Source organism: Cytobacillus massiliigabonensis, from assembly GCF_900199725.1.
In the GTDB taxonomy this organism is placed as follows: domain Bacteria; phylum Bacillota; class Bacilli; order Bacillales; family Cytobacillaceae; genus Cytobacillus; species Cytobacillus massiliigabonensis.
The window spans coordinates 427,537-451,936 of sequence record NZ_LT904903.1; the positions used below are offsets into that span (position 1 = coordinate 427,537).

Here is a 24,400-nt window from a genome sequence, read left to right on the forward strand (position 1 = left end):
TGTTCAAAAAGGGCGGGAGAAAATGAAAATAGACAAAATTGAAACTTACAGGGTAGCAATACCACTTATGAAGCCATTTAAAACGGCATTGAGAACCGTTCATACTGCTGAATCAATCATTGTAAAAATCACATGTGAGGATGGGACGTTTGGGTGGGGGGAAGCTCCTCCAACAGTTGTGATAACAGGGGAGAGCCTATCAAGCATAGAATCAGCTATTCATCACGTGTTAAAACCATTTTTAGAAAATCAAAATTTAAGAAACTATGAAGAAATTTTTCAAGGAATCCAAGCAATTTTGATAGGGAATTCAAGTGCAAAGGCAGCAGTCGATATGGCTCTATATGATTGTTTGTCTAAGCTTTGCAAGCTGCCATTATATCAGTATCTAGGTGGACATAAAGATGTAATTGAAACGGATTTTACTGTAAGTGTCAATGGACCAGAGGAAATGGGGGAAGATGCAGTTTCCTATGTCCAGCAAGGATTTGACGTCTTAAAGGTCAAGGTAGGAAAAGATGATATTTTAACAGATATTGAACGTATTCGTGAAATTCGGAGCAGGGTGGGCAAGAAAATAAAAATCCGCCTTGATGCCAACCAAGGCTGGAAGCCAAAGGAGGCCATTCAGGCGATTCGAAAAATGGAAAGTCTTGATTTAAATATTGAACTGGTGGAACAGCCTGTGAAGGCGTGGGACATTGAAGGACTAAAGCAAGTAACTGACAATGTAGAAACACAAATTATGGCAGATGAGAGTGTTTTTACACCTAAGCAAGCCTTTGATGTCATCAAGTCGAGAAGCGCTGATTTAATTAATATTAAATTAATGAAATCAGGAGGAATCTACCAAGCACAAATTATTAATCAGCTCGCAGAAGTTTGCGGGATGGAATGTATGGTAGGAAGTATGATTGAAACACGAATTGGCATCTCAGCGGCGGCACATTTTGCTGCCAGTAAGAAAAACATTACACGTTTTGATTTTGATGCTCCCTTAATGCTAGCCAAGGAAGTGATTGAAGGCGGAATAAAATATAGCGGAAGAAGGATTGCTCTTCCGAAGGAGCCTGGCTTAGGAATAACGAATGTTCATATTGAAGGAGGTCTTGCAATTGGAGAAAAATCCTAAATGGCTAGTTGATGTCGCAGTCGCTACTGTGTGGACTTCGAATGATTCACCAAGAAAACTAGATCAGAATGCAATTGGCCATCCTGTTAATATGGAGGCATGGCTAAATGGATTAACATTTGAAACTAGTTTAGAGCTTTGTAATAAAAACTTAGTGCAGTCACAGGCTTTATATGGAGAAGAAGTATATGTAATAGAAGAAAAGGGAGATTGGGTTCATGTTATTGTTCCAAGTCAGTCTTCCTCTAAAGATCAAAGGGGATATCCTGGCTGGATGCCTAAGGACCAATTAATTTTGCGGGAAGATTGGGCATTAAATGAAAGCCCGGTCGCTGTGATTTCCGAAAAAAGAGCAGCCCTTTATTCTTATTACCGAAAGCCGCAATTTGCATTAAGCTATCAAACAATCCTTCCGCTTATTAGCAGAGACGAGAACTGGATTCAAGTTCAAACACCAACAGGAGAGGGCTTTCTTAGAGCAGAGGACGTCAGTACTTATGATTCCATTGAAAAGATCTATAAAGGAAGCGGCAAAGATATAGTTTCAGCTGGTCAGCAATTTCTTCAATTGCCATATTTGTGGGGTGGGATGAGCAGCTTTGGCTATGACTGCTCTGGTTTTAGTTATTCGATGTGTAAAGCAAATGGCTATATCATTCCTCGTGATGCACATGATCAGGCTCAAGCAGGAAAGGAGATTGCACTTGCTGAAATAGAGCCAGGAGATCTCTTGTTTTTCGCATATGAGGAGGGGAAAGGAAGCATTCATCATGTGGGGATTTATTATGGAGAAGGAAAGTTAATTCATTCACCTAATACAGGAAAATGCATTGAAATAATTGAATTAAAGGATACGATTTATGAAAAGGAATTATGTGCAGCAAGGCGTTTTTGGTAAATGATTGGAGGAAATAGAATGGGTAAGGATGCACTGCTAGAAGTAAAGAATCTAAAAAAGCATTTTTCATTGGGGAAAGAGCGGATATTAAAGGCAGTAGATGGTGTTTCATTCCAGATTAAGAAAGGAGAAACGTTTGGAATTGTTGGTGAGTCTGGATGCGGGAAGTCAACGGCTGGACGAACAATAATTGGATTGTATGACCGGACTGAGGGAGAAGTCATATATGAAGGAGAAAATGTTCATAAAATGACTGGGAAGGAGCGATTTGCTTTCCAGCGAAAAATGCAAATGATCTTTCAAGACCCGTATGCCTCGTTAAATCCCCGCTCAACAGTAAGAGAGATTATTTCTGAGCCCATGGAGGTCCATGGGCTATATCCAGATAAGAAGGAGCGTTTGGAGCGAATCTATCAATTATTAGAGGATGTAGGCTTAAATCGGGATCATGCCAATCGCTATCCGCATGAATTCAGCGGCGGTCAAAGACAGAGGATTGGAATTGCACGAGCATTATCACTTGATCCCGAATTTATTATTGCGGATGAGCCTATTTCTGCTCTTGACGTTTCCGTACAGGCACAAGTTGTCAACCTGCTGAAGGATTTGCAAAGAAAAAAGGGGCTAACCTTTCTATTTATTGCCCATGATTTATCGATGGTCAAACATATAAGCGACCGAATCGGGGTCATGTATTTAGGTAATCTTGTTGAACAAACAGCAAGTACAAACCTTTATAAAAATCCGCTTCATCCATATACACAAGCGCTATTATCAGCCATTCCAATTCCTGATCCGGATGTAGAGGACAGAAGAGAACGAATGATATTAAAAGGAGAGCTTCCTAGTCCAATCAATCCACCGAGCGGCTGCGTATTTAAAACCCGCTGTCCTTTGGCAATGGATGCATGTCAAACAGTTAAGCCCGAATGGCAGGAGGCAGAGGCGGATCACTTTGTGGCCTGTCATTTGTATAATAAAGATACTGATGGCCGTCAAAAGTATTCACAAGCGATGGGAATAAAATGAAGAAGATTAATTTTGATGAGCTTAAAGATAACGTGTATACGGAAGCTTCCAAGTGTAGGGGCAGAGTGGGTCTAATTATTGAAGCCGAGGATAAACGAATTGAGATAAATAGTGAAGGAAAGTTTTCTTCGGCTAGTCTAATTAAAGTTCCGATCCTGATCGAATGTTTCCGGCAAGCTGAAAGAGGTACTCTCAATTTACAGCAGTCTATCCAGATTGCATCAGTTGAAAAAGTAGGTGGAGCAGGGGTATTGCAGGCATTATCAAAAGATTTAGAGTTAAAAGTAATGGATGCAATGACGTTAATGATTATTGTTTCTGATAATTTAGCTACAAATCTATTAATTGATCTTATCGGAATGGATCAAATTAATCAGGGCATGAGGGAACTGAATTTGCAGCATACGGAGCTCAATCGAAAAATGATGGATTTTACTGCTTTGACGAACGGGATAGATAATTATACGACTGCATCTGATATGCTTACCTGCTTAAAGGAGATCGGTCAAAATAGGATTTTATCTAAGGAGAGTGCGAGCAAGGTTAAGGAGATTATGGAAAATCAGCAATTTCAAAATAAGCTGTCTGATCAGATTGATTTAGATGCATTCAAGGTTGCGAATAAAACAGGTGAATTATTTGGCATTGAGCATGATTGTGCGATTATAGAATACGAGAAAAAAAGTGTGTATGCTGCTGTCTTAATTGATCAGTTAAGAGCTCCTAAGGACGGAAGGCAGACATTATCATCTATTGGCCAATTAATCTCACAATATTTAATAAGCTAAGAAAATTGTTTTATGAACATTTAGTGAATATATAATAAATTATTGACTTTTTTCCAGTAATTTAGTTAAACTATATTTAAGATTGATAGTGAAATTCATTATCAATATTTTTTTTGGCTTTTAGTGAGAATGATTCTTAATTAGAATAATTCTAAAATAATACCCTAGGAAAGAATTAGGGGATAATCGGGGATATACTCGGAATTTTTCACTTGGAATGATAATCATATTTTTATTGTCATGCTGAGAATAAACATATTATGAGGGCTACATATGAAACTATGGATGTTAGTTATTGCAACTATAGTCCTGTCATTTGTATCGCTATTTATAGGTGCGATTGATATTAAGGTAAGTGACTTGCTCGATTGGCAATCGGACGAGACACAAATTTTCTTAATTAGTCGAGTGCCTCGTTTAATGGCGATTATACTGGCGGGAGCTGGAATGAGTATTGCAGGCTTAATTATGCAGTCTTTAAGCCGAAATAAATTTGTATCGCCAACGACTGCTGGTACGTTAGATGCCGCAAAACTAGGTATTTTAATCTCGATGCTGTTCTTAACAAATGTAACGTATACGCAGCAAATTATTTTTAGCTTCGTATTTGCTTTAGCAGGTACATTTGTTTTTATGCAAATCTTAGATCGTATTAAATTTAAGGATGTTATTTTTGTCCCATTAATTGGAATAATGTATGGGAATATCTTGTCATCTATTACAACGTTTTTTGCATATGAAGCTGATCTTCTTCAAAATATTTCTTCTTGGTTAATGGGGAGCTTCACATTAGTTATTGCTGGCCGCTATGAACTGTTATATGTAAGTGTCCCAGCGGTTATTTTAGCTTATATTTATGCGAATAAATTTACAGTCGCAGGTATGGGCGAAGATTTTGCAAAAAACTTAGGCTTAAGTTATAAACTTGTGCTGAATATAGGTCTTATCCTTGTAGCGATTATTTCTACCACTGTCGTACTAACTGTCGGAGTGATTCCGTTTTTAGGTTTAATTGTACCAAATATTGTCTCTCTTTATTTAGGTGATAATTTACGCAAAACTATTCCACATACAGCAGTATTAGGGGTTGTATTTCTATTAATATGTGACATTATAGGACGCATTGTTATTCACCCTTATGAGATCCCGGTTAATGTGACTGTGGCAGTAATCGGTAGTGCGATCTTCTTAATTATGTTATTTAGGGGGAGAGCATATGCGAAAAAATAGTACAAAGCTGATTTTTTTAGCGGTGTTAGCAATTATTTGTATTTTATTATACGGATTTTATGATATAAAAGGCGGTTTTGATTACGCATTTCCAAGGCGGATGATTCGCGTTACTGCAATGGTAGTAACAGCGATTGCGATCGCGTATTCGACGGTCGTGTTCCAAACCATTACACATAACCGTATCTTAACACCTTCTATGATGGGTCTTGACTCAATGTATGAAGTTGTACAAACGTTAATTTATTTCTTTGCAGGATCCATGTCGGTATGGGTGTTAAATAAATATTTGAATTTTGGTGCAGCAATTTTCGCAATGGTTTTATTTGCACTCATTTTATATCGTTTCCTTTTCCGGGCGGATAAGCATCCTATTTATTTGCTTCTATTAATTGGGATGATTATAGGAACGCTTTTAGGAAGTTTAGTAACATTTTTACAAGTATTGATTGATCCGGTTGAATATTTAAGTCTGCAAAATCGCTTATTTGCGACCTTTTCAAACGTAAAGGCTGACTTATTATATATTTCAATTGGTATTTTACTGATTGCGTTTATTTACGGTTATCGCATTATGGGTAAGCTGGATGTTATGTCACTCGGTCGTGAAAATGCGATGAACCTTGGTGTTAACTATGACCGGATGGTAATGAAAATATTAATTTTATCTTCGGTATTAATTGCAACATCAACTGCTTTAGTTGGTCCAATTACGTTCTTTGGCTTAATCGTGGCGAATCTATCTTATCAATATTTAGTTACTTATAAGCACTCTATATTGATTTTGGGTGCAAGCTTAATTGCAATCATTGCATTAGTAGGCGGTCAGTTCCTTGTTGAACATATATTTGAATTACGTACAACGTTAAGTGTGATTATTAACTTTATTGGTGGTATTTACTTCATTTACTTATTATTAAAGGAAAGTAGGGCAGCAGGATGATTGAAATCAAGGGTTTAACGAAACGATTTGGTAAAAAGCCTGTTGTAGAGGATGTGTCTGTCACAATTGAGCCAGGTACGATTACATCGTTTATCGGACCGAATGGAGCAGGTAAATCTACACTTCTTTCTATGGTGAGCCGATTATTAGAAGCAGATACTGGGGAAGTATTACTAGATCAAGGGAATGTGAAAAAGTGGAAATCATCTGAATTTGCGAAGCGCGTTTCCATTTTGAAGCAATCAAACTACCTAAATGTACGATTAACAGTACGTGAGCTTATTGCATTTGGCCGATATCCTTATTCGAAGGGACGTCTGACAGCAGAGGATGAAAAATTCGTTGATCAAGCGCTAGTATATATGAACTTAACAGAGATGCAAGATAAATTGTTAGATGAATTGTCTGGCGGTCAAAAACAGCGTGCGTTTATTGCGATGGTTATTGCCCAGGATACGGATTATGTATTACTTGATGAGCCTTTAAATAATTTAGACATGAAGCATTCTGTTCAAATTATGAAGATTTTACGTAAGCTTGTAGATGAACTTGGTAAAACAGTTATCATTGTATTACATGATATTAACTTCGCTTCCGTGTATTCAGATCGTATTGTCGCTTTGAAGGACGGTAAGCTAGTCAAAAACGGGCCAACAAATGAGATTATTAATTCAGATGCATTGCGTGAAATTTACGATATGGATATTCCAATTCAAGAACAAAATGGATGCCGCATTTGTGTTTACTTTAATTCACATGCTTAAACCAATTATATAATTACAAAGAGCATGCCTAGAGGAAGGTTATTAGTTTAATGTTTTCTCTAGGTGTTTTTTTGGAAAAATACCATGAGTCAAAAAGGTTAATAAAATATTATATTAATCATTATAAAAAATTTCCAAAAAAGTTTATAGAATGGTATTGACGAGAGTGTGTAAAGAACCTATAATGAGAATTGTTATCAGTGATAATGATAATCATTAATAATAAGAGAGTGTTAATACATAAAAGGGGAGAACGAACATGAAAAAATGGAAGTTTGCAAGTGCACTTTTAGCTTTGTCTCTAATGCTTACAGCTTGCGGCAATAAAGAAGAAGCTTCAAAAGAAGAGACGAAGGATACTGCTCAAGCTGAAGATCAAGCGAAAGAAAATAATTCCGCAGCGGAGGATCAAGCTGCTGCTTATCCAATGACAATTTCTCCAACAGTTACTTCAACTGAGGGAAGAGACAGCAGTGAGAAATTTACTTTTGATGATGTTACATTCGAAGAAATGCCCAAAAAAATCGCAGTGTTTGATTATGGTTTCTTAGATACATTAGACGCTCTTGGTGTTGAAGGAATTACTGGGGTTCCTAAAGATACTAGCTTGCCATCTTACCTTAAAGATTACTCTTCTGATAAGTTTGTAAATATTGGTACATTAAAGGAGCCATTACTTGAAGATATCGCTGAAATGGATCCTGATGTAATCTTTATTTCTGGCCGTCAATCTGCATTTTATGAAGAATTAAAAGAAATCGCTCCTGTAGTATTTGTTGGTACGTCTCAAGATGATTACTGGAACACATTCGAAGCTTCTGTAGATATAGCAGCTAAAATGTTTGGCAAAGAAGCAGAAGCTAAGGAGCAATTAGCTAAAATCGATTCAGCATTAGAAGAAGTCAAAGCAGTAGCTGGTAACTATGAAACTTCTTTAGTTACGATGTACAATGAAGGGAAATTATCTGGTTTCTCAACAAACTCTCGTTACGGATATATCTTTGATAACTATGGCTTTAAACCAGTAACAGAAGATATCGAATCTTCTTCTCACGGTTCTAACTTTGGATTTGAAGCAATTTTGGAATTTAATCCACAAGTATTATTCGTTATTGACCGTACTGCAGCCATAGGTGAAAAATCAAACATCGAAACAGATATGGAAAATGAAATCATTAAGAAAACAGATGCATACAAAAATAATCGTATCGTATATTTAGATGGTCCACTTTGGTACTTAAGTGGAGGCGGAATAGAGTCTGAGCTTGCGAAAATTAATGAGGTTATAGCAGAATTAAAATAGGCAATAAGAAGACCTGACTTGTATGGAGTCAGGTCTTTTTTATTTTGAGATAAGAAAGTTAACTTTGAAGGTAGAGTATTGTTTAGTGTAAGCGTCCTATCGCCTATATCTCCTCCCTACGATAAGTCAACATCGGTTCGCTACTACAAACCGTGTTTCCTTTATCTCAGTCTTTAAGGGGCGAGGCGACTGTACAGCCCCAATAAGCATAAGATGAACTGAAGCGTGGCGCAGTTTGACACAGAGCAGTACAAGCTTATGACCTCGAGGGGCTAGGAGCCGCAGCTGGATTGGGAAGCCCTTCTGCGTTTGTACGGCGATAACCACGCTTGCACTTTTCTAATTTAATATAGACGCTTGGAATAGCTTTCTTCTAGCGCTGCTTTTATCGTTTCGCTGTTGATATCAGGCATATTGATATGATCAGCAAGGATTTTCGGCGGATAGGGAAGGGCGGACTTTTGCAGCCAAGAATCTGGCTGCCAAAGTTTTGAACGTTTAAATGCTTTAGCACAATGAATGTAGCATTCTTCTACTTGCACAGCGATGCCAAGCATGGGAGTTTTGCCATGAGAATTCATTTCTTCAAGGATATCGGTATCTCTTATAATCTTTGCAGTCCCATTGATTCTTAATGTTTCTTCTAATCCTGGAATAACAAAAAGGATGCCAATATATGGATTAGATAAGATGTTTCTTAATGAATCCATTCGTTTATTTCCTGGCCTTTCTGGAATGATGAAGGTGTGATCATCGATGATATGTACAAAACCAGCATCATCTCCACGAGGTGACGTATCGCAATGTCCTGAAGAATCTGATGTAGAAATGAACATGATAGGAGCCTTAGAAATAAATTCCTTACAATGAACATCTAAATGGTAAATTGTTTTATTTGCGACTGTCTTACTAGGGGTCCCTAATAATGAGCGAAGTTCATCCTCAGAAGTAACAGTATGTTTAAAATGCATAAGTTATTTCTCCTTTCATATTAATTTAATAATCTATATTCTTTGATTCTAACAATATGATTTCTAGGATGCTAATTCCTTTCTACCTTAACATAAGAAAAAGTCAGTGACAAAATTCACTGACTTTTTCTGCTATTTCTATTATTCTCCTAAGTAGGCACTTAGCATCCAGATATGTGTATCAAGCTTGACAAGCAGGCCAACTGCCAGGTCGTTAATGACATCATTTTCATATTGTTCGGCAAGCTCGGCAAGTTCCTTTAATTCGGATTTAAGTTGTTTATAGTCATCGATAAGGCTTGAAACCATTTCGTTTGCATTTGTTTCACCCTTTGTTTCTTCGATGGTTGCAATGTTAATGTATTCCTTCATAGTGGCTGCGGGCTCACCGCCGATTGCTAAGAGACGTTCAGCTACTTCATCCACAACACTTGCAGATTCGTTGTATAATTCCTCAAATTTCTCATGTAATGTAAAGAATAGCGGTCCTTTTACAAACCAGTGGTAGCGATGCAGCTTAGTATAAAGGACACTCCAGTTAGCAACTTGTACATTTAATGCTGAATATAATTTTTCCATTCTTCATTCCCCCTCTTTTATTATAATTACATTATAACAGATATAAAATTAAAATCAATACTAAGTTATAATTATTATAAATAAGCGTTAGCGATAACTAAATATTTTGCCTCTCAATTAATATTAAAGGCATGTATGAGAAAAATAACTTACAATAGGAAGAAAATGCACCAAGTTAGGAGTTCTTTATGGAATTAATTTCATTTTTCTTATTAGGAGGATGCATCAGTGTATTAGCAGGCTTTTTTGGTGTAGGAGGAGGATTCATTTTAACACCGATGCTTATGTTATTGGGCTTTTCTCCTCTTGCAGCAATTTCGACAAGCTTATTGTTTACAATTGGTACTTCGCTTTCGAGCATAATCGCACATATTCGTATGAAAAGTATTCTTTGGAAAGAAGGGCTGATTTTAGGCACCAGTGGGATGGCAGCTACACAAATTGCCAAGCCGTTTGTCTTCTTTCTTGAAATGAAAGGATGGGATGAATTAGCCATTCCGATTTTTTACATTTTCCTTCTTGCCTATTTTGCATTAAAGATGCTAAAGCAAGGAAAAGGAAATCAAGCAAAAGGGAAGCTTCCTTCCACTTCACCTGCCATTGTTAAAATGGTCTTAATCGGTTTGTTTGCTGGTTTTATTTCCACAACACTTGGAGTTGGCGGAGGATTCATCATCGTGCCCCTTGCTATTACCTTTTTAGGGATAGCTCCTAAGGAAGCTGTTAGCTCGAGTATGTTTGCTGTGCTGTTAATTGTTGTGTGGGGGTTTCTGTCTTACGCTTTTACAATTTCTATTGATTATAGAATTGGATTTGTATTAGTAGCAGGTGGGTTAATTGGTTCACAAATTGGTGTAAGACTTATTAAATATTATGAAAACAGAGAAATTAGCCTATTGCTTGGTGCGTTATATTTAGCAACATTGGTAAGTGTGGTAATGAAACTAGTGGAATTAAGCTATATTGGCCTTATTCTTTTAGCGGTTTTTGCTGTAATCTTCTTTATAAGATCGATTATAAAAGTAAGAATGAAAAAAAGGTTATGGGCAGCAAATAAATAAAAAATCCAAAAGGAGAAGGGGGGTCCCTTCTCCTTTTGGATTAACTGGTTTTTTTCGCAACATAGTTTGCATCGGATTCAAACATATAGTATTTTTGGTGATACTTAATACTGAAGATTAGACCCATAGCAAACATATTGCCCATTAAGGAGCTGCCCCCATAGCTGATAAACGGCAAAGGAATTCCGGTTATTGGCAATACCTGTATAGTCATCCCGACATTTTGGAAAACATGGAAGGTAATCATACTTATGATACCAACACAAATATACGTACTGAAGGGATCCTTCGTATCAAGTGCTGTTTTGGTTAAGTGATAAATAAGCAGGAAGTATAAACTAATCACAATACTGCCGCCGATAAAGCCATATTCCTCGCCTATTACACTAAAGATAAAGTCTGTATGGCTATCAGGTATATAAACTTGTCTGTCGCCAAAGCCCTTTCCAGTAATAAGCCCGGATCCAATAGCAAGCAATGAATTATAGAGCTGCAGACCTGCCCCTTGTTTATGGCTTACTGGGTCAAGCCAGGAATAAATCCGAAAGAGTTGATATGTATCAACATATTTTTCAAGAATTTTAGGGGCATAGATAACCATATAAAGAATGATTCCAGCAAAAACTCCTCCTACTCCGAACATTGGAACGATAATCTTCCAAGTGATGCCAGACGCCATAATAATTCCGACTAAGATCGCAATGATGACAAGTGCCGTACCCAAATCATCAACTATAATCAATCCTAAAGGCACGATTGTAACGATTCCGAGTTTGAGGAGAAGGAGGAAATCCGTTTTTACCGTTTTCGTTGTAATTTTTTCATGGTGACTAACGACAACCTTGCTTAAAGCAATAATTAAAAAGACCTTAACAAATTCAGATGGCTGAATTTGCCCTAATGGAGTGACATACCAGAGAGATGCACCCTTTTTCTCAGGAACAATGCTATCTGGAAGTACAAATAGCCCGATAAGTAGTAAAATGCCAATCCCATAAAATACCCAAGAGAGCCGTTTAATTTGTTCGCTGTCAAAATACATGACAACAGCAACTATAAAAATACCTACAGCATAGTTTTTTATTTGTCCAAGTACAAAGTTTCCTTCATATTGTCCTGATGCTTGGCCGCTGTAAATAGCAACACAGCTAATAAGGAAAAATAAAAATAACAGCAGACATAGTGTCCAATCAAATCGTTCCGCAACTTTTTTTGGCTTATTCATTTACCATGCACCTATTTCCGTTCAATTCCTTTGCTCTCAGATAGGAAAATACAAACATTAGAGTGGGAGAATTGTCTAGCGTAAGTAGCCTATCGCCTATCAAACTACAGGTCCCCTTCCTAAGATAAGTCAAGCACGAATGCGCTATCGCTCTTCGTGTTTCCTATATCATATCGGGCGACCCTTCTGTGTTTGTACGGCGATGATCAAGCCACTTCTGCTTTTCTATCATCGTAACAAAGAAAAAAAAGCCTTTCAATGTATTTCGTTTTCCTTTTTAGTAAATTTAATCACATTATATAAGACGTAATAAGAAGAGAGATGGTTTCCTAAACTTTTCACATCAAGTGATTAATAAACATCGTAGCAATTCCAAAATAGGTGACAAGTGAGAAAATATCATTCAATGTTGTAATGAGTGGTCCAGATGCCACGGCAGGATCAATCTTCAACCGATATAGAATGATTGGTATAATTGTCCCCGCAAGTGTTCCGATGATTAATGTCAGAAACAGGGAGCTGCCAACAACTAGACCTAATACAGCATTTCCTTGCCAGAAGAAAGCAATAAGTGAAATTAAGATTCCACAAATCGTACCAATTATTAAGCTAACACCAAATTCTCTCATGATAAGCTTAAAAATGACCTTTTTATCAATATCATTTGATACAAGTCCTCTAACAACAACAGCGAGTGATTGTGTTCCGGTGTTCCCAGTCATTCCTGAAATCATTGGCATGAAAAACGTGAGTGCGACTACTTTTTGAACAACATCCTTATATCCATCGATAATACTTCCCGATATTAATCCGATGAACAATAGTAAAATCAGCCAGGGGAGCCTTCGATAAGCAGCTACAAAAGCCTTTGTTTCAAAATCAATCGATTTTCCCGATGCTGAAAGTTTTTCAATATCTTCGTTTGCTTCTTGAATAACGACGTCAATAATATCATCAACTGTCGCAATTCCCATCAGGACATGATCGTCGTTTACGACAGGAATAGCCAGAAAGTCATATTTTTCAACTAGTCTAGCTACCTCCTCCTGATCGGTTGTGACTGTTACTGATATCACACGTTCATACATTACATTTCGAATGGGTTCATCTGGTTCTGCGATAAGGAGATCCCGATAAGAAACAACCCCAACAAGCTTCCTGTCTTGGTCAATCACGTATAAATAATTGATTGTTTCAGCAAATTCGGCAAAGGACTTCAGTTTTCCAACAGCTTCGATTACCGAATAGTAATCCCTTATCCATACGAAGCGGTTTGTCATTAAACGCCCCGCTGTTTCAGGGGGATACTTCATAATATCCTGAACAATGTCAGATTCACTTTTCTTCATGCCGGAAAGAAGAGAAGCGATTTTTTCTGGTGATAAATCGTCTAAGAGAACAGCTAAGTCATCGTTGTCCATTAAATCAAGGACTTTCCCTGTTTTTTCAATCCCCAGTTTATTTAATACTTCAAGCTGCCGATCTTTATTCAGCTCTTCGAGTAAATCAGCAATTAAATCTATATTCATAAATAGTAAAAAGCGAGTTTTATGCTTTTCCGGCAGGTTTTCGTAAATATGTGCGATATCATATGGCTGCAGTTCATCGAGAATTAATTCAAAATCCTTTTTTTTATTCTCTTTTAATGTTTTTATAATGTGAAGAGTAATCTGATTTTCTGTCATGCTGTGTATCAAACTTCTCACACTCCTTCCGCCGGACCTTTATCTATATTATAATGCCACGCTTATTATAAAAAATTTTGCCGCAGAATAAAATGTGTTATGGTTAATATAAATAAAAATATTCATTATTAGATTAATAATAAGCTATACTTTGATATGATCATTATGATTAGTTACTTAACTGTACGGAGGTTTCACCATTGAAAAAGAGGAATCAAGGGGTTCGTGATATTATTTATATTCATATAAATGAACGTGAACACTATACAATTACCTATGGTATTGAGTTTGCCCAGTTTGCCCATTCGCTGTTCTCCACACTAAATAATCTCCTATTACTGAAGCATCGCTATGATGATGGAGATTTTAATATGCATACATTGCATGAGTTTGTACCAAAAGAAAAATTGAAAAAGCTTATGGAAGACGATGTTTATGGCTATGGCGACTTTTGCTGGATTGATTTTGAGGAGGAAGAGGCATTAAATGAACTGCCGAGTCAGGCAATAGCTGAGCTCCTTTACCTTGGTCATTTAAAAGAACATCTAAAGCTGCCTTTTTATAATCATCTGAGCAATCACTATGTTTATTTGGCACATGATGATGGTTGGTACAATAAGACATATTACAGAGATTTCAGCAATTTTTATTCCTTATTAGGTGAAGTCATTCCAGAAAAAATGGGGCAGACTAAGGTTGAAAAGTCATTGCTTGGGTTAAAGAAGAAAAGGTCGTATCCGCCGATTTCAAGCGATATACTCAGACTATTGAAACCACTGATGAGAGAGGGTGCTCTTTTATCCATTAAAGATATCGAACAAAATCGTACAAGAATAGAAATACCGATATGGACCATTGGTGACTTTTCAAATATGGACGATATGTACGAAGAATATGAGAATATTGTAAAAGAACCTTGTGAAGCCAAGCTTGTTTTTGATAAAAAATCACGGGAATGGAAAATTTACGGCCGATAAGAAAGGCAGCCGGCCTTTTTATAAACCGTATGGACCGATAAAACCTTCTATATTCGCCGTTCTCTCGAATATATTGGACAAAAAATATATTATATTCGCCGTTCTTTCGAATATATTGGACAAAACACATTTTTATTGGACAAAATCATAAATTTATCGCAAATACTAAAAAGTATCGTGTATAATCGGAATTAGCGGAAAATTATATATAAATTTAAAGATAGGTGTCTTTCAATGAATTGAAGACTTAAAAGGGAAGTTGGTGTAATTCCAACGCGGTCCCGCCACTGTAAATGGGAGCTACTGCAATTGCCACTGTACGAGCATGTATGGGAAGGCGCAGAAAAGCAATGACCATGAGCCAGGAGACCTGCCTGATCTTTTACACCACGCCCTACGAGGATAGGAGGTGTTTGACTGGACTCATACCTCTTTTGAAGATATGCCTTTTCAAACATCTCCATATCAATTGTGGAGATGTTTTTTAGTTTTAGGAGGAAAGAGAAAATGAAGAAGCTTTATTCACTATTATTTGCACTCTTGCTGGCAGTTGGTTTGTTAGCTGGGTGTGGAGAAAGTTTAGACAATCAAAAGGTAAATGAAAATCCCTCAGGTGAGGAGTCACAAGCAACAAAAGAAGAATCAGCATTTCCAGTTACGATCAAGGATGCGCTTGATAATGAGGTTGTCATAGAAGAAAAGCCGGAAAGAATTGTTTCCTTGATTCCAAGTAATACGGAGATTACGTTTGGATTAGGATTAGGAGAACAAGTTGTTGGGGTGAATGATTACGATAACTACCCTGAGGAAGTAAATGAAATTGAAAAGATTGGCAGCATGGAATTTAATGTAGAGAAAATTATTTCTCTAAAACCGAATCTTGTCCTCGCGCATGCTTCAAGTGCACACAATTCGGTTGAGGGTCTCCAGCAGCTTAGAGATGCTGGGATTACGGTACTAGTTGTGAATGATGCGATGAACTTCGATGAAGTGTATCAATCAATTGAAATGATCGGGAAAGCAAATGGCGTAGAAGATAAGGCAGAAGCAATTGTTGCCGAGATGAAGGGTAACCTTGAAGATATTAAGGCAAAAGCACAGGAAATTAAAGCAGAGGATCAGAAAACTGTATTTGTTGAAGTATCACCTGCTCCACAAATTTATACACCTGGGAAAAATACGTTCATGGATGAAATGCTGCAAATCATCAATGCAAAGAATATTGTAACAGAAGATGACTGGCTGCAAATGGATCCAGAAGCCATTATTGAAAGAAATCCGGATGTAATCATCACAACTCACGGATATTATACAGAAGACCCGGTTGGAAATGTAACTAGCAGAGATGGCTGGCAGGATATCACTGCTGTTAAGAATAAGCAAGTGGTGAATGTAGACAATGATAGGGTTACCCGCACAGGCCCAAGGCTTGTTGAAGGAGTAGAGGAACTTGCAAAAGCTATTTACCCTGAAGTATTTAAATAATAAATTTGCTGCCTATTTAATTGCAGCAGCTTTTCTATTCATTGCGATGCTTCTTGGGATATCAATAGGAACGGTTTCCGTTCCGGTGATGGACATTATTAAAATTGTCGGTGCAGAAATTTTTCGTATGTCACCAAATGAAAATATGGATCCGATGTATACGAATATTGTCTTAAATATTCGGCTGCCAAGGGTTATTTTAGCAGGGTTAGTTGGGGCGTCTCTCGCAATTGCGGGAGCCGCCTTTCAAGGTTTATTAAGGAACCCTCTTGCAGATCCTTATACATTAGGTGTTTCCTCTGGAGCATCAGTTGGTGCGGTATTGACATTATTCTTTAGTATCTCCATTCCTGTTGCAGGCATGTTTACTTTGCCGTTATTCAGTATTCTCTTCGCATTTATTACTATTTTTCTGGTATTAATTTTTGCACGGCAAATTGACCGTTCGATGAAAGTGGAAACAATCATTCTAACCGGTATTATATTTAGTTCCTTTTTAGGATCGCTTATTTCACTTATGATTGCGCTTACGGGTGAGGAATTAAGACAAATTATCAGCTGGCTGCTAGGCAGTGTTTCAATGAGAGGCTGGACATATATTAAAATTATCTTTCCTTTCTTTATCATTGGTTCGATTCTTTTGCTCATAAACAGCAGGGAATTGAATGCGATGTCATTTGGGGAAGAGAGAGCTCAGCATATCGGGGTAAATGTCCAAAAAAGAAAAATGATTATATTAATTGCGGGTTCTATATTAACAGGTGCTGCTGTAGCCGTTTCAGGAACAATTGGGTTTGTTGGGCTTGTTATTCCGCATTTAACAAGACTGTTATGGGGACCCGACCATAGGCATTTATTGCCGCTCTCCATTCTAACAGGGGGAGGGTTTCTCATTTTGGCTGATCTTGTGGCCCGTACGATCATTTCTCCTGCTGAACTGCCAATTGGGGTAATTACAGCACTAATTGGCGCACCTGTATTTGGGCTTATATTAATGAATAGAAGAAAGGAAAGAAGAGGGTAGATGATGCTAAGTGTACAGCAATTAACAGGCGGATATTCAAGTGATTCAGTCTTGAAAAATGTCTCCTTTGAATTGGAACGGGGAGAATTGTTTGGAATCCTAGGACCTAATGGAAGCGGGAAAACAACTTTGCTTAAAATGCTAAGCGGGATACTGCCTTTTTCCAAAGGAACAATTTCTTTAAAAGGAATCCCGATTAAGGCGTATACGGCCAAGGAATTAGCAAAGGTCATAGCTGTTCTTCCTCAGCATACATCTCAAAGCTTTTCTTATACTGTCAAGGAAACGGTTTCGCTTGGCAGGTATGCACATCAAAAGGGCTGGTTTCAAACATGGTCCCCAGATGATGAAAGAATCGTGAGGCAGGTAATGGAACAAACGGGCATCGCTCATTTTGAAGAGCATCCTATTCATGAGTTATCAGGCGGGGAAAGGCAGCGGGTTTTTCTTGCTCAGGCACTCGCGCAGGAACCAGAAATTTTACTGCTTGATGAACCAACGAATCACCTAGATCTTTCCTTTCAGAAAGAATTGCTTGATTTACTGAAGGAATGGACGAAGGTAAAAGGACTAACCGTCATTTCCATCTTCCATGACTTAAATTTAGCAGGATTGTATTGTGATCGGCTGCTGCTATTAGAAGAAGGCGAAATTAATATTAACCATATTCCAAATGAAGTTCTCCGTGAGGAACGAATAAGGAAGGTCTATCAAACAAAAATTCAGAAACAGCCGCATCCAAAAGTACCTGCACCGCAAATGGTCCTGCTCCCAAAAGAACTATCCGAGGAAAAAGATGACTTTACAATTGATGAATTATTATTAGAAGTATCAGAGGAATATATTGCACTTAAGAGTCCGATTCCGCTTCGAACGATGTCTTCTGGAGTTGCGGGATCCGGAACGGGCTGGCATCAACTATTTGTAAATAGGCATGTAAATAAGGATTATGATTGCAGTGACCATCGAAAAGAAATGGCAGAGTATTTAATATCTCAAAACTTTGAGCCTGGAGAAACAGTTGGAATGATGACAGCCGTTTACCCCGAGGATGTTTGCTATCAACGCTATCAATCGGAAAGCTTATCTGTCTTTATTGTTGTGACTGCAGGAGTTGGGAATGCTGTTGATGCAGCACGAAGTGAGGAGCATTCCTTTCAAATGACACCAGGAACAATTAATACATGGGTGTTTGTTAATGGGGAATTAACAGAAGAATCCTTCATCCAAAGTATTATGACTGCTACTGAGGCAAAGGCAAAAGCGATGCATGATTTAGAGGTTATGGATGCTGTAACAGGAACAATTGCTACAGGAACCTCAACGGATAGCATATTAATTGCAGCTACTCAAAATGGGCAGAGACAGGATTATGCAGGAACGATTACACCGCTAGGAAAATTGATTGGAAAAGGCGTCTATGAATGTACAATGAAAGCTATCCAAAAGTCTAGAAAAAGGAAAAAGAAATGATCACTTATCATTTATTTGCTATCACATTAGCCTGTTTACTAGATCGAATAATTGGGGATCCAGTGAATTGGCCGCATCCGGTTCGCTGGATCGGTTCTTTGATTTATAAACTCGAAAAAAGCTGGAATAAGGGAACATCACGAAGAAGGAAAGGAATCAGCATGCTGCTGATAGTTCTGCTTGTTGTTGGCGGAGTCTCCCTTCTAATCGTTTGTTTTTGTTATTTGGTTCATCCGCTTGCTGGAATCGTGGCAGAAGGAATTTTAATCTCTGCTGCTATCGCACAGAAAAGCTTGAAAGAGGCTGCTCTTTCCGTCTATGCTCCTCTAAAAAAAGGAGATATGGAAGAGGCAAGACTCAAGCTGTCATATATTGTCGGAAGAGATACAGAAACTCTAGATGAGCCTGAAATCGTAAGGGGAGCAATTGAAACTGTCGCTGAGAATACAAGTGACGGGATTACAGCACCATTATTCTGGGCATTGATTGGCGGGGCACCTTTTGCATTAATGTACCGGGCAATTAATACATGTGACTCCATCGTTGGCTATCGAAATGAAAAGTACCAAGAATTTGGCTGGGCTTCGGCGCGCTTAGATGATACAGTGAATTGGATTCCGAGCAGAATCACTTCCATCTGTATGCTTGCCAGCAATCAACCTGAACATATGAATGTCAGAGAGGCATGGAAAATTGTCTGGCGTGATGCGAAAAGGCATCCAAGTCCGAATAGCGGCTGGGGAGAAGCAGCTGTTGCGGCAATCCTTGGCATTCAGTTAGGAGGCATTAATTATTATAAAGGGATTGTCTCTAACCGGGCAAAGATGGGTGACCCTCTTGTTCGTTTAGAAAAGAATCATATTCTTAAAGCGAATACAATTGTTGCACGCACGGTTCCTATTTTTCTAATACTTTTATGGGTAGGAGGGATGCTTATTGAAATGGCCTGCACATGGGGCTAACCCGCAATATTTATTTGAAGCATTACAAATATCGATGCCTGACCAAAAGATAGATTTCAGTGCAAATATTAATCCTCTTGGACCGCCGGGGATTTTGAAAGAAAACTGGCATCAGCTTTTTGATGTTATTAGTGAATATCCTGATCCTAAAGGAAATCAATTAAAGAAAAAGCTTGCTAGAAATGAAGGAATCGATGAATGCCAGTTGCTGATCGGTAATGGAGGCGCGGAAATCATCTCACTAATCGGAAGAATGCTGGCTGGGAAAAGAGTCGTGATCGTTCAGCCTGCTTTTTCGGAATATGAGGAAGCATGCCGAATCAATGGCTGTTCTATTGACTATTACCAATTGGAACCTGATAGCTGGGAGTGGCAGGAAGGAATAACTGCTAAATTGAAAAAGGCGGATGCTTTATTTTTCTGCAATCCGAGCAATCCAACGGGTGTTTTTTATCCGAGAACGCTGGTGCTTGATTTAATTAAAGCTTGTGAGAAAAATGACTGTCTTATGATTGTAGATGAAGCTTTTTATGATTTTCTTATTGACTATGAATCCATCGTTCCTTACATAGGTCCCTACCCTAACCTGCTTATTATTCGATCAATGACAAAAATGTTTGCGATTCCCGGATTACGACTTGGCTATTTAATAGCAGCTCCGCCAGTGATTGAGAAGCTGTCGGATCTTCAGCCTCAATGGAGCATAAATGCGCTGGCGCTAAAGGCTGGTGAATGGTGTCTTGAAAGTGAATCGCATATGAGTAAAACGAGAGGTATGATCAAACAAGAGCGTAAGCGTCTTTTCGCATTTTATAAAGAAAATGGGTTTCTATTTTCTCCTTCCCAAATTAATTTTTACTTGCTTAAGGATCCTGCATTAAAGGATCAGCTGCCGCTGTTTCAATTTTTAATTGAGAGAGGCATCATTCCAAGGCACACAATGAACTTTCCAGGTCTTAGAGGCGAGTGGCTAAGGTTTGCGATTAAGGGTTCTGAAGACAATAGCCGATTGATGGGGGCGATTGAAGAATGGCGAAGCAGTCATCTTTAATCTTCATAAGCGGTGGCGTTCGGAGCGGAAAAAGCAGATTTGCGGAGCGGCTTGCTGCCAATATCGTAAATCAAACTGCGGGAAGTCTCCATTATATTGCTGCAGGGCAATCGAGTGATCCTGAGATGGAGAGAAGAATTGCCCGTCATCAAGAGGATCGGTCTAAGAGCGGTTTAAATTGGAAGACATGGGAGCGGTCAAGGGATCTAAATGGGCTTTCTAGCGTTTTTACTTCTAATGATGTTGTCCTCCTTGATTGTTTAACAACATTGCTGAATAATGAATTTTTTACTAACGAAGATCAATGGAAGGGAGCTCTCTTTCAAGATCAAATCTTGTGTTCAATTATCGAAGGAGTAGAGCATATTAGGAAGAGCTGCAGAGTGCTAATTGTTGTAAGTAATGAAGTTCTTAATGAAAAGATCAGTAATAATGAGCTTGTTTTTACATATGGAAGAATGCTTGGCAGGCTCCACCAGCGAATAGTAGCAAGTGCGAACGAGGCATATCTTGTGGAGGCAGGAATTCCGATACGAATGAAAGGAGCAGAGGGACATGAAAGGAGTCATGATTCAAGGGACGGCATCAGATGTTGGGAAGAGCCTGATTGCGACAGCGGTTTGCAGGGCCTTTGCCAATGAAGGAATTCGGGTGGCACCGTTCAAGTCACAAAATATGTCCAATAACTCCTATGTAACCATTGATGGGAAGGAAATTGGGCGAGCACAAGGGATTCAAGCCGAGGCGGCAAAAATAAAAGCGACCGTATGGATGAATCCTATTTTGTTAAAGCCAAGATCTGATCAGCAATCTGAGGTTGTACTATTCGGCAAAGCAGCTGAAACATTTTCTGGAAGAGGATATCGAGATTTATTCTATGAAAAAGGACTGAAGGCGATTCAAACCGCCATCCACCACTTAAGTCAGCAATTTGATGTTGTTGTTATGGAAGGTGCAGGGAGCCCAGTAGAGATTAATTTAAAAGAAAAAGAGCTTGTGAATATGAAGGTCGCACAGATGGCTGATATTCCGGTGATTTTGGTTGCAGATATTGATAGGGGAGGCGTCTTTGCCAGTATTGTTGGTACGCTGGCTCTCTTAACGGAAGAGGAAAGAACAAGAGTTAAAGGCATTGTCATTAATAAGTTTCGCGGTGACCTTTCGCTGTTCAAGGATGGAGTGCAGTGGCTTGAGGAAAAAACAGGAATCCCCGTACTTGGAGTAGTCCCTCATATCGACAATCATATGATTGATGGAGAAGATTCTCTATCGATGCCTGCTTCTTCAGGAAAGATGGAGAGAGGTCTTCTTGATATTGTAATCCTTAAGCCGCCATATATATCCAACTATAGTGATATTGAGCCTTTTTACTGTGAAGATGATGTTTCAATCCGCTGGGTAAGCCGTCTTGACGAAATAGGTCATCCAGATGCGGTTATACTGCCAGGGACAAAAAGCACCATTCGGGATTTGCAATTTTTTAAGAACGCTGGATTTAATGATTGGCTGAACACATTTGGTAGCAGGGGAGGGCATATTGTTGGCATATGCGGCGGGTATCAAATGCTTGGAAAGTTACTAATAGATGATAAGGGCTCTGATACCGGAGTTGCTGGTTTAAAGGAAATAGGTTTAGGCCTAATCCCAGCAACAACTACTTTTTTAAAAGAGAAGGTTACAGTGAGAGCAGAGGGAACCTTGCATCCGAGAACAGGCATTCAGCAGCAGATTTCAGGATACGAAATTCACTTAGGTAAAACAAAACTGGATGAAGAGGAAGAAAATCGTTTTCTCCTATTAAATAATGGCACTGAAGAAGGATATTACGGGAAAGATGGCAAAATCATCGGTACGTACTTGCATCACCTTTTTCATAATGATGAGTGGAGAAATAAATGGCTGAATGGACTAAGGCAAGCTAAGGGGCTTCCATTGAAGGGAACCGTTCATATTAGTGAGCTGAAGGATCAAAAGTATGATGAACTGGCCGCCCACTTAGTGGAACATCTTAATTGGGAAAAGCTGAAGGAGATTATTTTTAGCTGGAGAACTAAAAATGAAATGGATTAAAGGATTATTAATTAATTTTCAGTTTTTCACCTCCATTCCTGTTCCAATCGAGCTGCCCATGGATAAGGATCATCTTGAAAAAGCGATTAAGACCTTTCCGCTGCTAGGTTTGATACAAGGCGGAATTTATGCATTTTTGTTTTTCGCGATTATTCATTGGACGCCGTTTTCTGTTTTAACTGCAGCTATGGTGCTTTGGCTTGCAGGAATCATTACCACCGGAGGAATTCATCTTGATGGCTGGATGGATACGAGCGATGCTTTTTTTTCATATAGAGATCGGGAGAAAAGGCTAGAAATTATGAAGGACCCGCGAACAGGCGCATTTGGTGTCCTTTCTGTCATTGTTTTGCTCGCCGCCAAGTTTTTCTTTATGAATGAAATTGCGCAGCAGGCTCTTCCTGCAACGTATCTTTTCATTGTAACAATCCCTTTTTTTAGCAAAATGGTGATGGGTGTTTTACTTTTAAAGGTAAAAGCAGCTAAAAAAGAAGGGTTAGGTACATTGTTTAAAAATGCATCGAATAAAAGAACACTTGTCATTTATCCGATTTATATCATTCTTCTTGCTGCAGCAGGCATAGTATTCAATCAACTTTTATTCGGAATGATTGTTTTCATGATTGTATCGACACTGTTCCTGTTCATTCTTTCTAAGAAAATTATCAGCTGGTTTGGCGGCATGACAGGGGATGTGCTTGGTGCGAGTGTAGAAGGGATGGAGCTTGTGCTATGGATGACACTGTGGCTATTGCATTATTTCGCCATGGGCTGACGGAAGCAAATAAACGTCATGCCTATCTTGGATGGACAGATTCACCGCTTTGCCTAATAGAAAAAGAGAAACTGGTTTGCCGGGCAGAAAACTATGAGCTTATGTTTTCTAGTGATTTGAACAGATGTCTTAAAACAGCAGAGATCCTTTTCCCAACCTGTTACCCCGTTCAATTAGCCGAACTGAGAGAGATGAATTTTGGAGAATGGGAAGGGAAGACCTATGATGATTTAAAGGATGATTCCTATTATCAGAAGTGGCTTGATGCTCCGTTTACAATTAAACCGCCTAAAGGAGAGTCCTTTGCAGAATTTTCTCAGAGAGTGGAAAGTGGCTGGGAAAAGGCAGTTAAAAGAATAATGGAAGAGAATATTCATAGAGCTGCTGTTATCACACATGGAGGGGTTATTCGCTATTATTTAACAAAGAATGCTTCTTATGTGAAGGACTTTTGGGAGTGGAATATTCCACATGGGAAAGGATACGAACTGATTTGGACACGGGATGGATTAAGGAGGGGTGAGCGATGCATTTTGTTACAGGAGGTGCCTTTAATGGCAAGTCCAAATGGGTGAAGGAACAATACGAACTGAATGCTGCTCCTCATTTATGGTTTTCAGCCTATCAAGGCAAGCCTGTTCCTGAGAATAAGGAAAACTGGCTGGAGTTTGTGATCCTTGAAGGGCTTGAAAAATGGATTCAGGAATGGAATGGTCAACTACCGATTCATGAGATAAGGGAAAAATGGCGAATGCTATTGAAAAGTTGGATTCAATGGGAGAAAGAAGCAGTGAATAGGAAATTAATTTTAATTGGTACGGATATATCAAAAGGAATTGTGCCTATGCTTGCCGAAGAACGTAAATGGCGGGATGTAACTGGCTGGGTCTATCAAGATATAGCAGAAACGGCAGAAAAGGTCGACTTAATCTGGTATGGGATCAGTCAAAAAATCAAATAAAAAGGGGATGGGAT

At 38.6% G+C, this 24,400-nt stretch carries 24 protein-coding genes and 1 riboswitch; of the genes, 20 read left to right on the forward strand and 4 right to left on the reverse strand.

Translation table 11 applies throughout. The features are described 5' to 3' along the window. Positions 1 to 22: 22 nt before the first annotated feature. The 8 genes from C1726_RS08225 to C1726_RS08260 all read left to right on the forward strand — a co-directional run bounded on the left by C1726_RS08225 (position 23) and on the right by C1726_RS08260 (position 8,087). A complete protein-coding gene (locus tag C1726_RS08225; protein ID WP_102272700.1) occupies positions 23 to 1,132 on the forward strand; it encodes a dipeptide epimerase in 1,110 nt (369 codons plus the stop codon). Then, positions 1,089 to 2,030 (forward strand): C40 family peptidase, encoded by a 942-nt coding sequence (locus C1726_RS08230; RefSeq protein ID WP_102272701.1) that lies wholly within the window; start codon positions 1,089 to 1,091, stop codon positions 2,028 to 2,030. The genes C1726_RS08225 and C1726_RS08230 overlap by 44 nt, the downstream gene beginning before the upstream one ends. Before the next feature lie 18 nt (positions 2,031 to 2,048). After that, complete coding sequence (locus C1726_RS08235; RefSeq protein WP_102272702.1) at positions 2,049 to 3,059, forward strand: ABC transporter ATP-binding protein; 1,011 nt, start codon at positions 2,049 to 2,051, stop codon at positions 3,057 to 3,059. Next, on the forward strand, positions 3,056 to 3,847 hold the full coding sequence (locus C1726_RS08240) for a serine hydrolase (RefSeq protein WP_102272703.1): 792 nt from the start codon (positions 3,056 to 3,058) through the stop codon (positions 3,845 to 3,847). The genes C1726_RS08235 and C1726_RS08240 overlap by 4 nt, the downstream gene beginning before the upstream one ends. 273 nt (positions 3,848 to 4,120) lie before the next feature. Beyond that, positions 4,121 to 5,077 (forward strand): ABC transporter permease, encoded by a 957-nt coding sequence (locus C1726_RS08245; protein WP_102272704.1) that lies wholly within the window; start codon positions 4,121 to 4,123, stop codon positions 5,075 to 5,077. Beyond that, the gene (locus tag C1726_RS08250; RefSeq protein ID WP_102272705.1) at positions 5,064 to 6,020 is read left to right on the forward strand and encodes an iron chelate uptake ABC transporter family permease subunit; all 957 of its coding nucleotides are present in this window, start codon (positions 5,064 to 5,066) and stop codon (positions 6,018 to 6,020) included. Before C1726_RS08245 ends, C1726_RS08250 begins: the two co-directional genes overlap by 14 nt. Continuing rightward, the gene (locus C1726_RS08255) at positions 6,017 to 6,784 is read left to right on the forward strand and encodes an iron ABC transporter ATP-binding protein (protein WP_102272706.1); all 768 of its coding nucleotides are present in this window, start codon (positions 6,017 to 6,019) and stop codon (positions 6,782 to 6,784) included. The genes C1726_RS08250 and C1726_RS08255 overlap by 4 nt, the downstream gene beginning before the upstream one ends. A gap of 259 nt (positions 6,785 to 7,043) precedes the next feature. Beyond that, positions 7,044 to 8,087, forward strand: coding sequence for a siderophore ABC transporter substrate-binding protein (locus C1726_RS08260; protein ID WP_102272707.1), 1,044 nt, complete (start codon positions 7,044 to 7,046; stop codon positions 8,085 to 8,087). Positions 8,088 to 8,431: 344 nt separating this feature from the next. Here C1726_RS08260 and C1726_RS08265 read toward each other — a convergent pair whose 3' ends face one another. Both C1726_RS08265 and C1726_RS08270 read right to left on the reverse strand, forming a co-directional pair. Continuing rightward, positions 8,432 to 9,058 carry a pyridoxamine 5'-phosphate oxidase family protein gene (locus C1726_RS08265; RefSeq protein WP_102272708.1) on the reverse strand — a complete coding sequence of 209 codons (627 nt, stop codon included), beginning with the start codon at positions 9,056 to 9,058 and terminating at the stop codon, positions 8,432 to 8,434. 141 nt (positions 9,059 to 9,199) lie between these two features. Continuing rightward, complete coding sequence (locus C1726_RS08270; protein ID WP_102272709.1) at positions 9,200 to 9,637, reverse strand: Dps family protein; 438 nt, start codon at positions 9,635 to 9,637, stop codon at positions 9,200 to 9,202. 188 nt (positions 9,638 to 9,825) lie between these two features. Between C1726_RS08270 and C1726_RS08275 the strand changes: the two genes are divergently transcribed. Beyond that, the gene (locus C1726_RS08275; RefSeq protein WP_102272710.1) at positions 9,826 to 10,698 is read left to right on the forward strand and encodes a sulfite exporter TauE/SafE family protein; all 873 of its coding nucleotides are present in this window, start codon (positions 9,826 to 9,828) and stop codon (positions 10,696 to 10,698) included. Positions 10,699 to 10,738: 40 nt separating this feature from the next. Here C1726_RS08275 and C1726_RS08280 read toward each other — a convergent pair whose 3' ends face one another. Next, positions 10,739 to 11,923: an FtsW/RodA/SpoVE family cell cycle protein gene (locus C1726_RS08280; protein ID WP_102272711.1), complete on the reverse strand. Its 1,185-nt coding sequence runs from the start codon at positions 11,921 to 11,923 to the stop codon at positions 10,739 to 10,741. A 338-nt stretch (positions 11,924 to 12,261) separates the two neighbouring features. After that, on the reverse strand, positions 12,262 to 13,620 hold the full coding sequence (mgtE, locus tag C1726_RS08285) for a magnesium transporter (protein WP_102272712.1): 1,359 nt from the start codon (positions 13,618 to 13,620) through the stop codon (positions 12,262 to 12,264). 188 nt (positions 13,621 to 13,808) lie between these two features. Here mgtE and C1726_RS08290 point away from each other — a divergent pair, with 188 nt between their 5' ends. The 11 genes from C1726_RS08290 to C1726_RS08340 all read left to right on the forward strand — a co-directional run bounded on the left by C1726_RS08290 (position 13,809) and on the right by C1726_RS08340 (position 24,386). After that, positions 13,809 to 14,585 carry a hypothetical protein gene (locus C1726_RS08290; protein WP_102272713.1) on the forward strand — a complete coding sequence of 259 codons (777 nt, stop codon included), beginning with the start codon at positions 13,809 to 13,811 and terminating at the stop codon, positions 14,583 to 14,585. A 205-nt stretch (positions 14,586 to 14,790) separates the two neighbouring features. After that, positions 14,791 to 14,978: riboswitch (cobalamin riboswitch) on the forward strand. A gap of 114 nt (positions 14,979 to 15,092) precedes the next feature. Beyond that, complete coding sequence (locus C1726_RS08295) at positions 15,093 to 16,070, forward strand: ABC transporter substrate-binding protein (RefSeq protein WP_102272714.1); 978 nt, start codon at positions 15,093 to 15,095, stop codon at positions 16,068 to 16,070. A gap of 46 nt (positions 16,071 to 16,116) precedes the next feature. Continuing rightward, positions 16,117 to 17,094, forward strand: a complete 978-nt coding sequence (locus C1726_RS08300; RefSeq protein ID WP_407642022.1) for a FecCD family ABC transporter permease — start codon at positions 16,117 to 16,119, stop codon at positions 17,092 to 17,094. A gap of 3 nt (positions 17,095 to 17,097) precedes the next feature. Beyond that, a complete protein-coding gene (locus C1726_RS08305) occupies positions 17,098 to 18,567 on the forward strand; it encodes an adenosylcobinamide amidohydrolase (protein WP_102273240.1) in 1,470 nt (489 codons plus the stop codon). Continuing rightward, complete coding sequence (cbiB, locus tag C1726_RS08310; RefSeq protein WP_102272716.1) at positions 18,564 to 19,529, forward strand: adenosylcobinamide-phosphate synthase CbiB; 966 nt, start codon at positions 18,564 to 18,566, stop codon at positions 19,527 to 19,529. The genes C1726_RS08305 and cbiB overlap by 4 nt, the downstream gene beginning before the upstream one ends. Then, the gene (cobD, locus tag C1726_RS08315; protein WP_102272717.1) at positions 19,504 to 20,580 is read left to right on the forward strand and encodes a threonine-phosphate decarboxylase CobD; all 1,077 of its coding nucleotides are present in this window, start codon (positions 19,504 to 19,506) and stop codon (positions 20,578 to 20,580) included. Before cbiB ends, cobD begins: the two co-directional genes overlap by 26 nt. Further along, positions 20,559 to 21,221 carry a bifunctional adenosylcobinamide kinase/adenosylcobinamide-phosphate guanylyltransferase gene (locus tag C1726_RS08320; RefSeq protein WP_102272718.1) on the forward strand — a complete coding sequence of 221 codons (663 nt, stop codon included), beginning with the start codon at positions 20,559 to 20,561 and terminating at the stop codon, positions 21,219 to 21,221. Before cobD ends, C1726_RS08320 begins: the two co-directional genes overlap by 22 nt. Beyond that, positions 21,136 to 22,650, forward strand: a complete 1,515-nt coding sequence (locus C1726_RS08325) for a cobyric acid synthase (protein WP_102272719.1) — start codon at positions 21,136 to 21,138, stop codon at positions 22,648 to 22,650. Before C1726_RS08320 ends, C1726_RS08325 begins: the two co-directional genes overlap by 86 nt. After that, complete coding sequence (cobS, locus tag C1726_RS08330; protein WP_102272720.1) at positions 22,637 to 23,425, forward strand: adenosylcobinamide-GDP ribazoletransferase; 789 nt, start codon at positions 22,637 to 22,639, stop codon at positions 23,423 to 23,425. Before C1726_RS08325 ends, cobS begins: the two co-directional genes overlap by 14 nt. After that, positions 23,383 to 24,000, forward strand: a complete 618-nt coding sequence (locus tag C1726_RS08335; protein ID WP_102272721.1) for a histidine phosphatase family protein — start codon at positions 23,383 to 23,385, stop codon at positions 23,998 to 24,000. Before cobS ends, C1726_RS08335 begins: the two co-directional genes overlap by 43 nt. After that, positions 23,952 to 24,386 carry a bifunctional adenosylcobinamide kinase/adenosylcobinamide-phosphate guanylyltransferase gene (locus tag C1726_RS08340; RefSeq protein WP_102272722.1) on the forward strand — a complete coding sequence of 145 codons (435 nt, stop codon included), beginning with the start codon at positions 23,952 to 23,954 and terminating at the stop codon, positions 24,384 to 24,386. The genes C1726_RS08335 and C1726_RS08340 overlap by 49 nt, the downstream gene beginning before the upstream one ends. Positions 24,387 to 24,400 lie beyond the last annotated feature (14 nt).

Bases quoted from the DNA above. Each gene is read 5' to 3' on its own strand.
- C1726_RS08320 (WP_102272718.1), top strand. From the start codon at position 20,559: ATGGCGAAGCAGTCATCTTTAATCTTCATAAGCGGTGGCGTTCGGAGC.
- C1726_RS08275 (WP_102272710.1), top strand. From the start codon at position 9,826: ATGGAATTAATTTCATTTTTCTTATTAGGAGGATGCATCAGTGTATTA.
- C1726_RS08340 (WP_102272722.1), top strand. From the start codon at position 23,952: ATGCATTTTGTTACAGGAGGTGCCTTTAATGGCAAGTCCAAATGGGTG.
- C1726_RS08335 (WP_102272721.1), top strand. From the start codon at position 23,383: ATGGATGACACTGTGGCTATTGCATTATTTCGCCATGGGCTGACGGAA.
- C1726_RS08230 (WP_102272701.1), top strand. From the start codon at position 1,089: ATGTTCATATTGAAGGAGGTCTTGCAATTGGAGAAAAATCCTAAATGG.
- C1726_RS08225 (WP_102272700.1), top strand. From the start codon at position 23: ATGAAAATAGACAAAATTGAAACTTACAGGGTAGCAATACCACTTATG.
- C1726_RS08280 (WP_102272711.1), bottom strand. From the start codon at position 11,923: ATGAATAAGCCAAAAAAAGTTGCGGAACGATTTGATTGGACACTATGT.
- C1726_RS08270 (WP_102272709.1), bottom strand. From the start codon at position 9,637: ATGGAAAAATTATATTCAGCATTAAATGTACAAGTTGCTAACTGGAGT.
- C1726_RS08300 (WP_407642022.1), top strand. From the start codon at position 16,117: ATGCTTCTTGGGATATCAATAGGAACGGTTTCCGTTCCGGTGATGGAC.
- C1726_RS08235 (WP_102272702.1), top strand. From the start codon at position 2,049: ATGGGTAAGGATGCACTGCTAGAAGTAAAGAATCTAAAAAAGCATTTT.
- C1726_RS08255 (WP_102272706.1), top strand. From the start codon at position 6,017: ATGATTGAAATCAAGGGTTTAACGAAACGATTTGGTAAAAAGCCTGTT.
- C1726_RS08295 (WP_102272714.1), top strand. From the start codon at position 15,093: ATGAAGAAGCTTTATTCACTATTATTTGCACTCTTGCTGGCAGTTGGT.
- C1726_RS08245 (WP_102272704.1), top strand. From the start codon at position 4,121: ATGAAACTATGGATGTTAGTTATTGCAACTATAGTCCTGTCATTTGTA.
- C1726_RS08305 (WP_102273240.1), top strand. From the start codon at position 17,098: ATGCTAAGTGTACAGCAATTAACAGGCGGATATTCAAGTGATTCAGTC.
- cobS (WP_102272720.1), top strand. From the start codon at position 22,637: ATGAAATGGATTAAAGGATTATTAATTAATTTTCAGTTTTTCACCTCC.
- C1726_RS08260 (WP_102272707.1), top strand. From the start codon at position 7,044: ATGAAAAAATGGAAGTTTGCAAGTGCACTTTTAGCTTTGTCTCTAATG.
- cbiB (WP_102272716.1), top strand. From the start codon at position 18,564: ATGATCACTTATCATTTATTTGCTATCACATTAGCCTGTTTACTAGAT.
- C1726_RS08265 (WP_102272708.1), bottom strand. From the start codon at position 9,058: ATGCATTTTAAACATACTGTTACTTCTGAGGATGAACTTCGCTCATTA.
- C1726_RS08240 (WP_102272703.1), top strand. From the start codon at position 3,056: ATGAAGAAGATTAATTTTGATGAGCTTAAAGATAACGTGTATACGGAA.
- C1726_RS08325 (WP_102272719.1), top strand. From the start codon at position 21,136: ATGAAAGGAGTCATGATTCAAGGGACGGCATCAGATGTTGGGAAGAGC.
- C1726_RS08250 (WP_102272705.1), top strand. From the start codon at position 5,064: ATGCGAAAAAATAGTACAAAGCTGATTTTTTTAGCGGTGTTAGCAATT.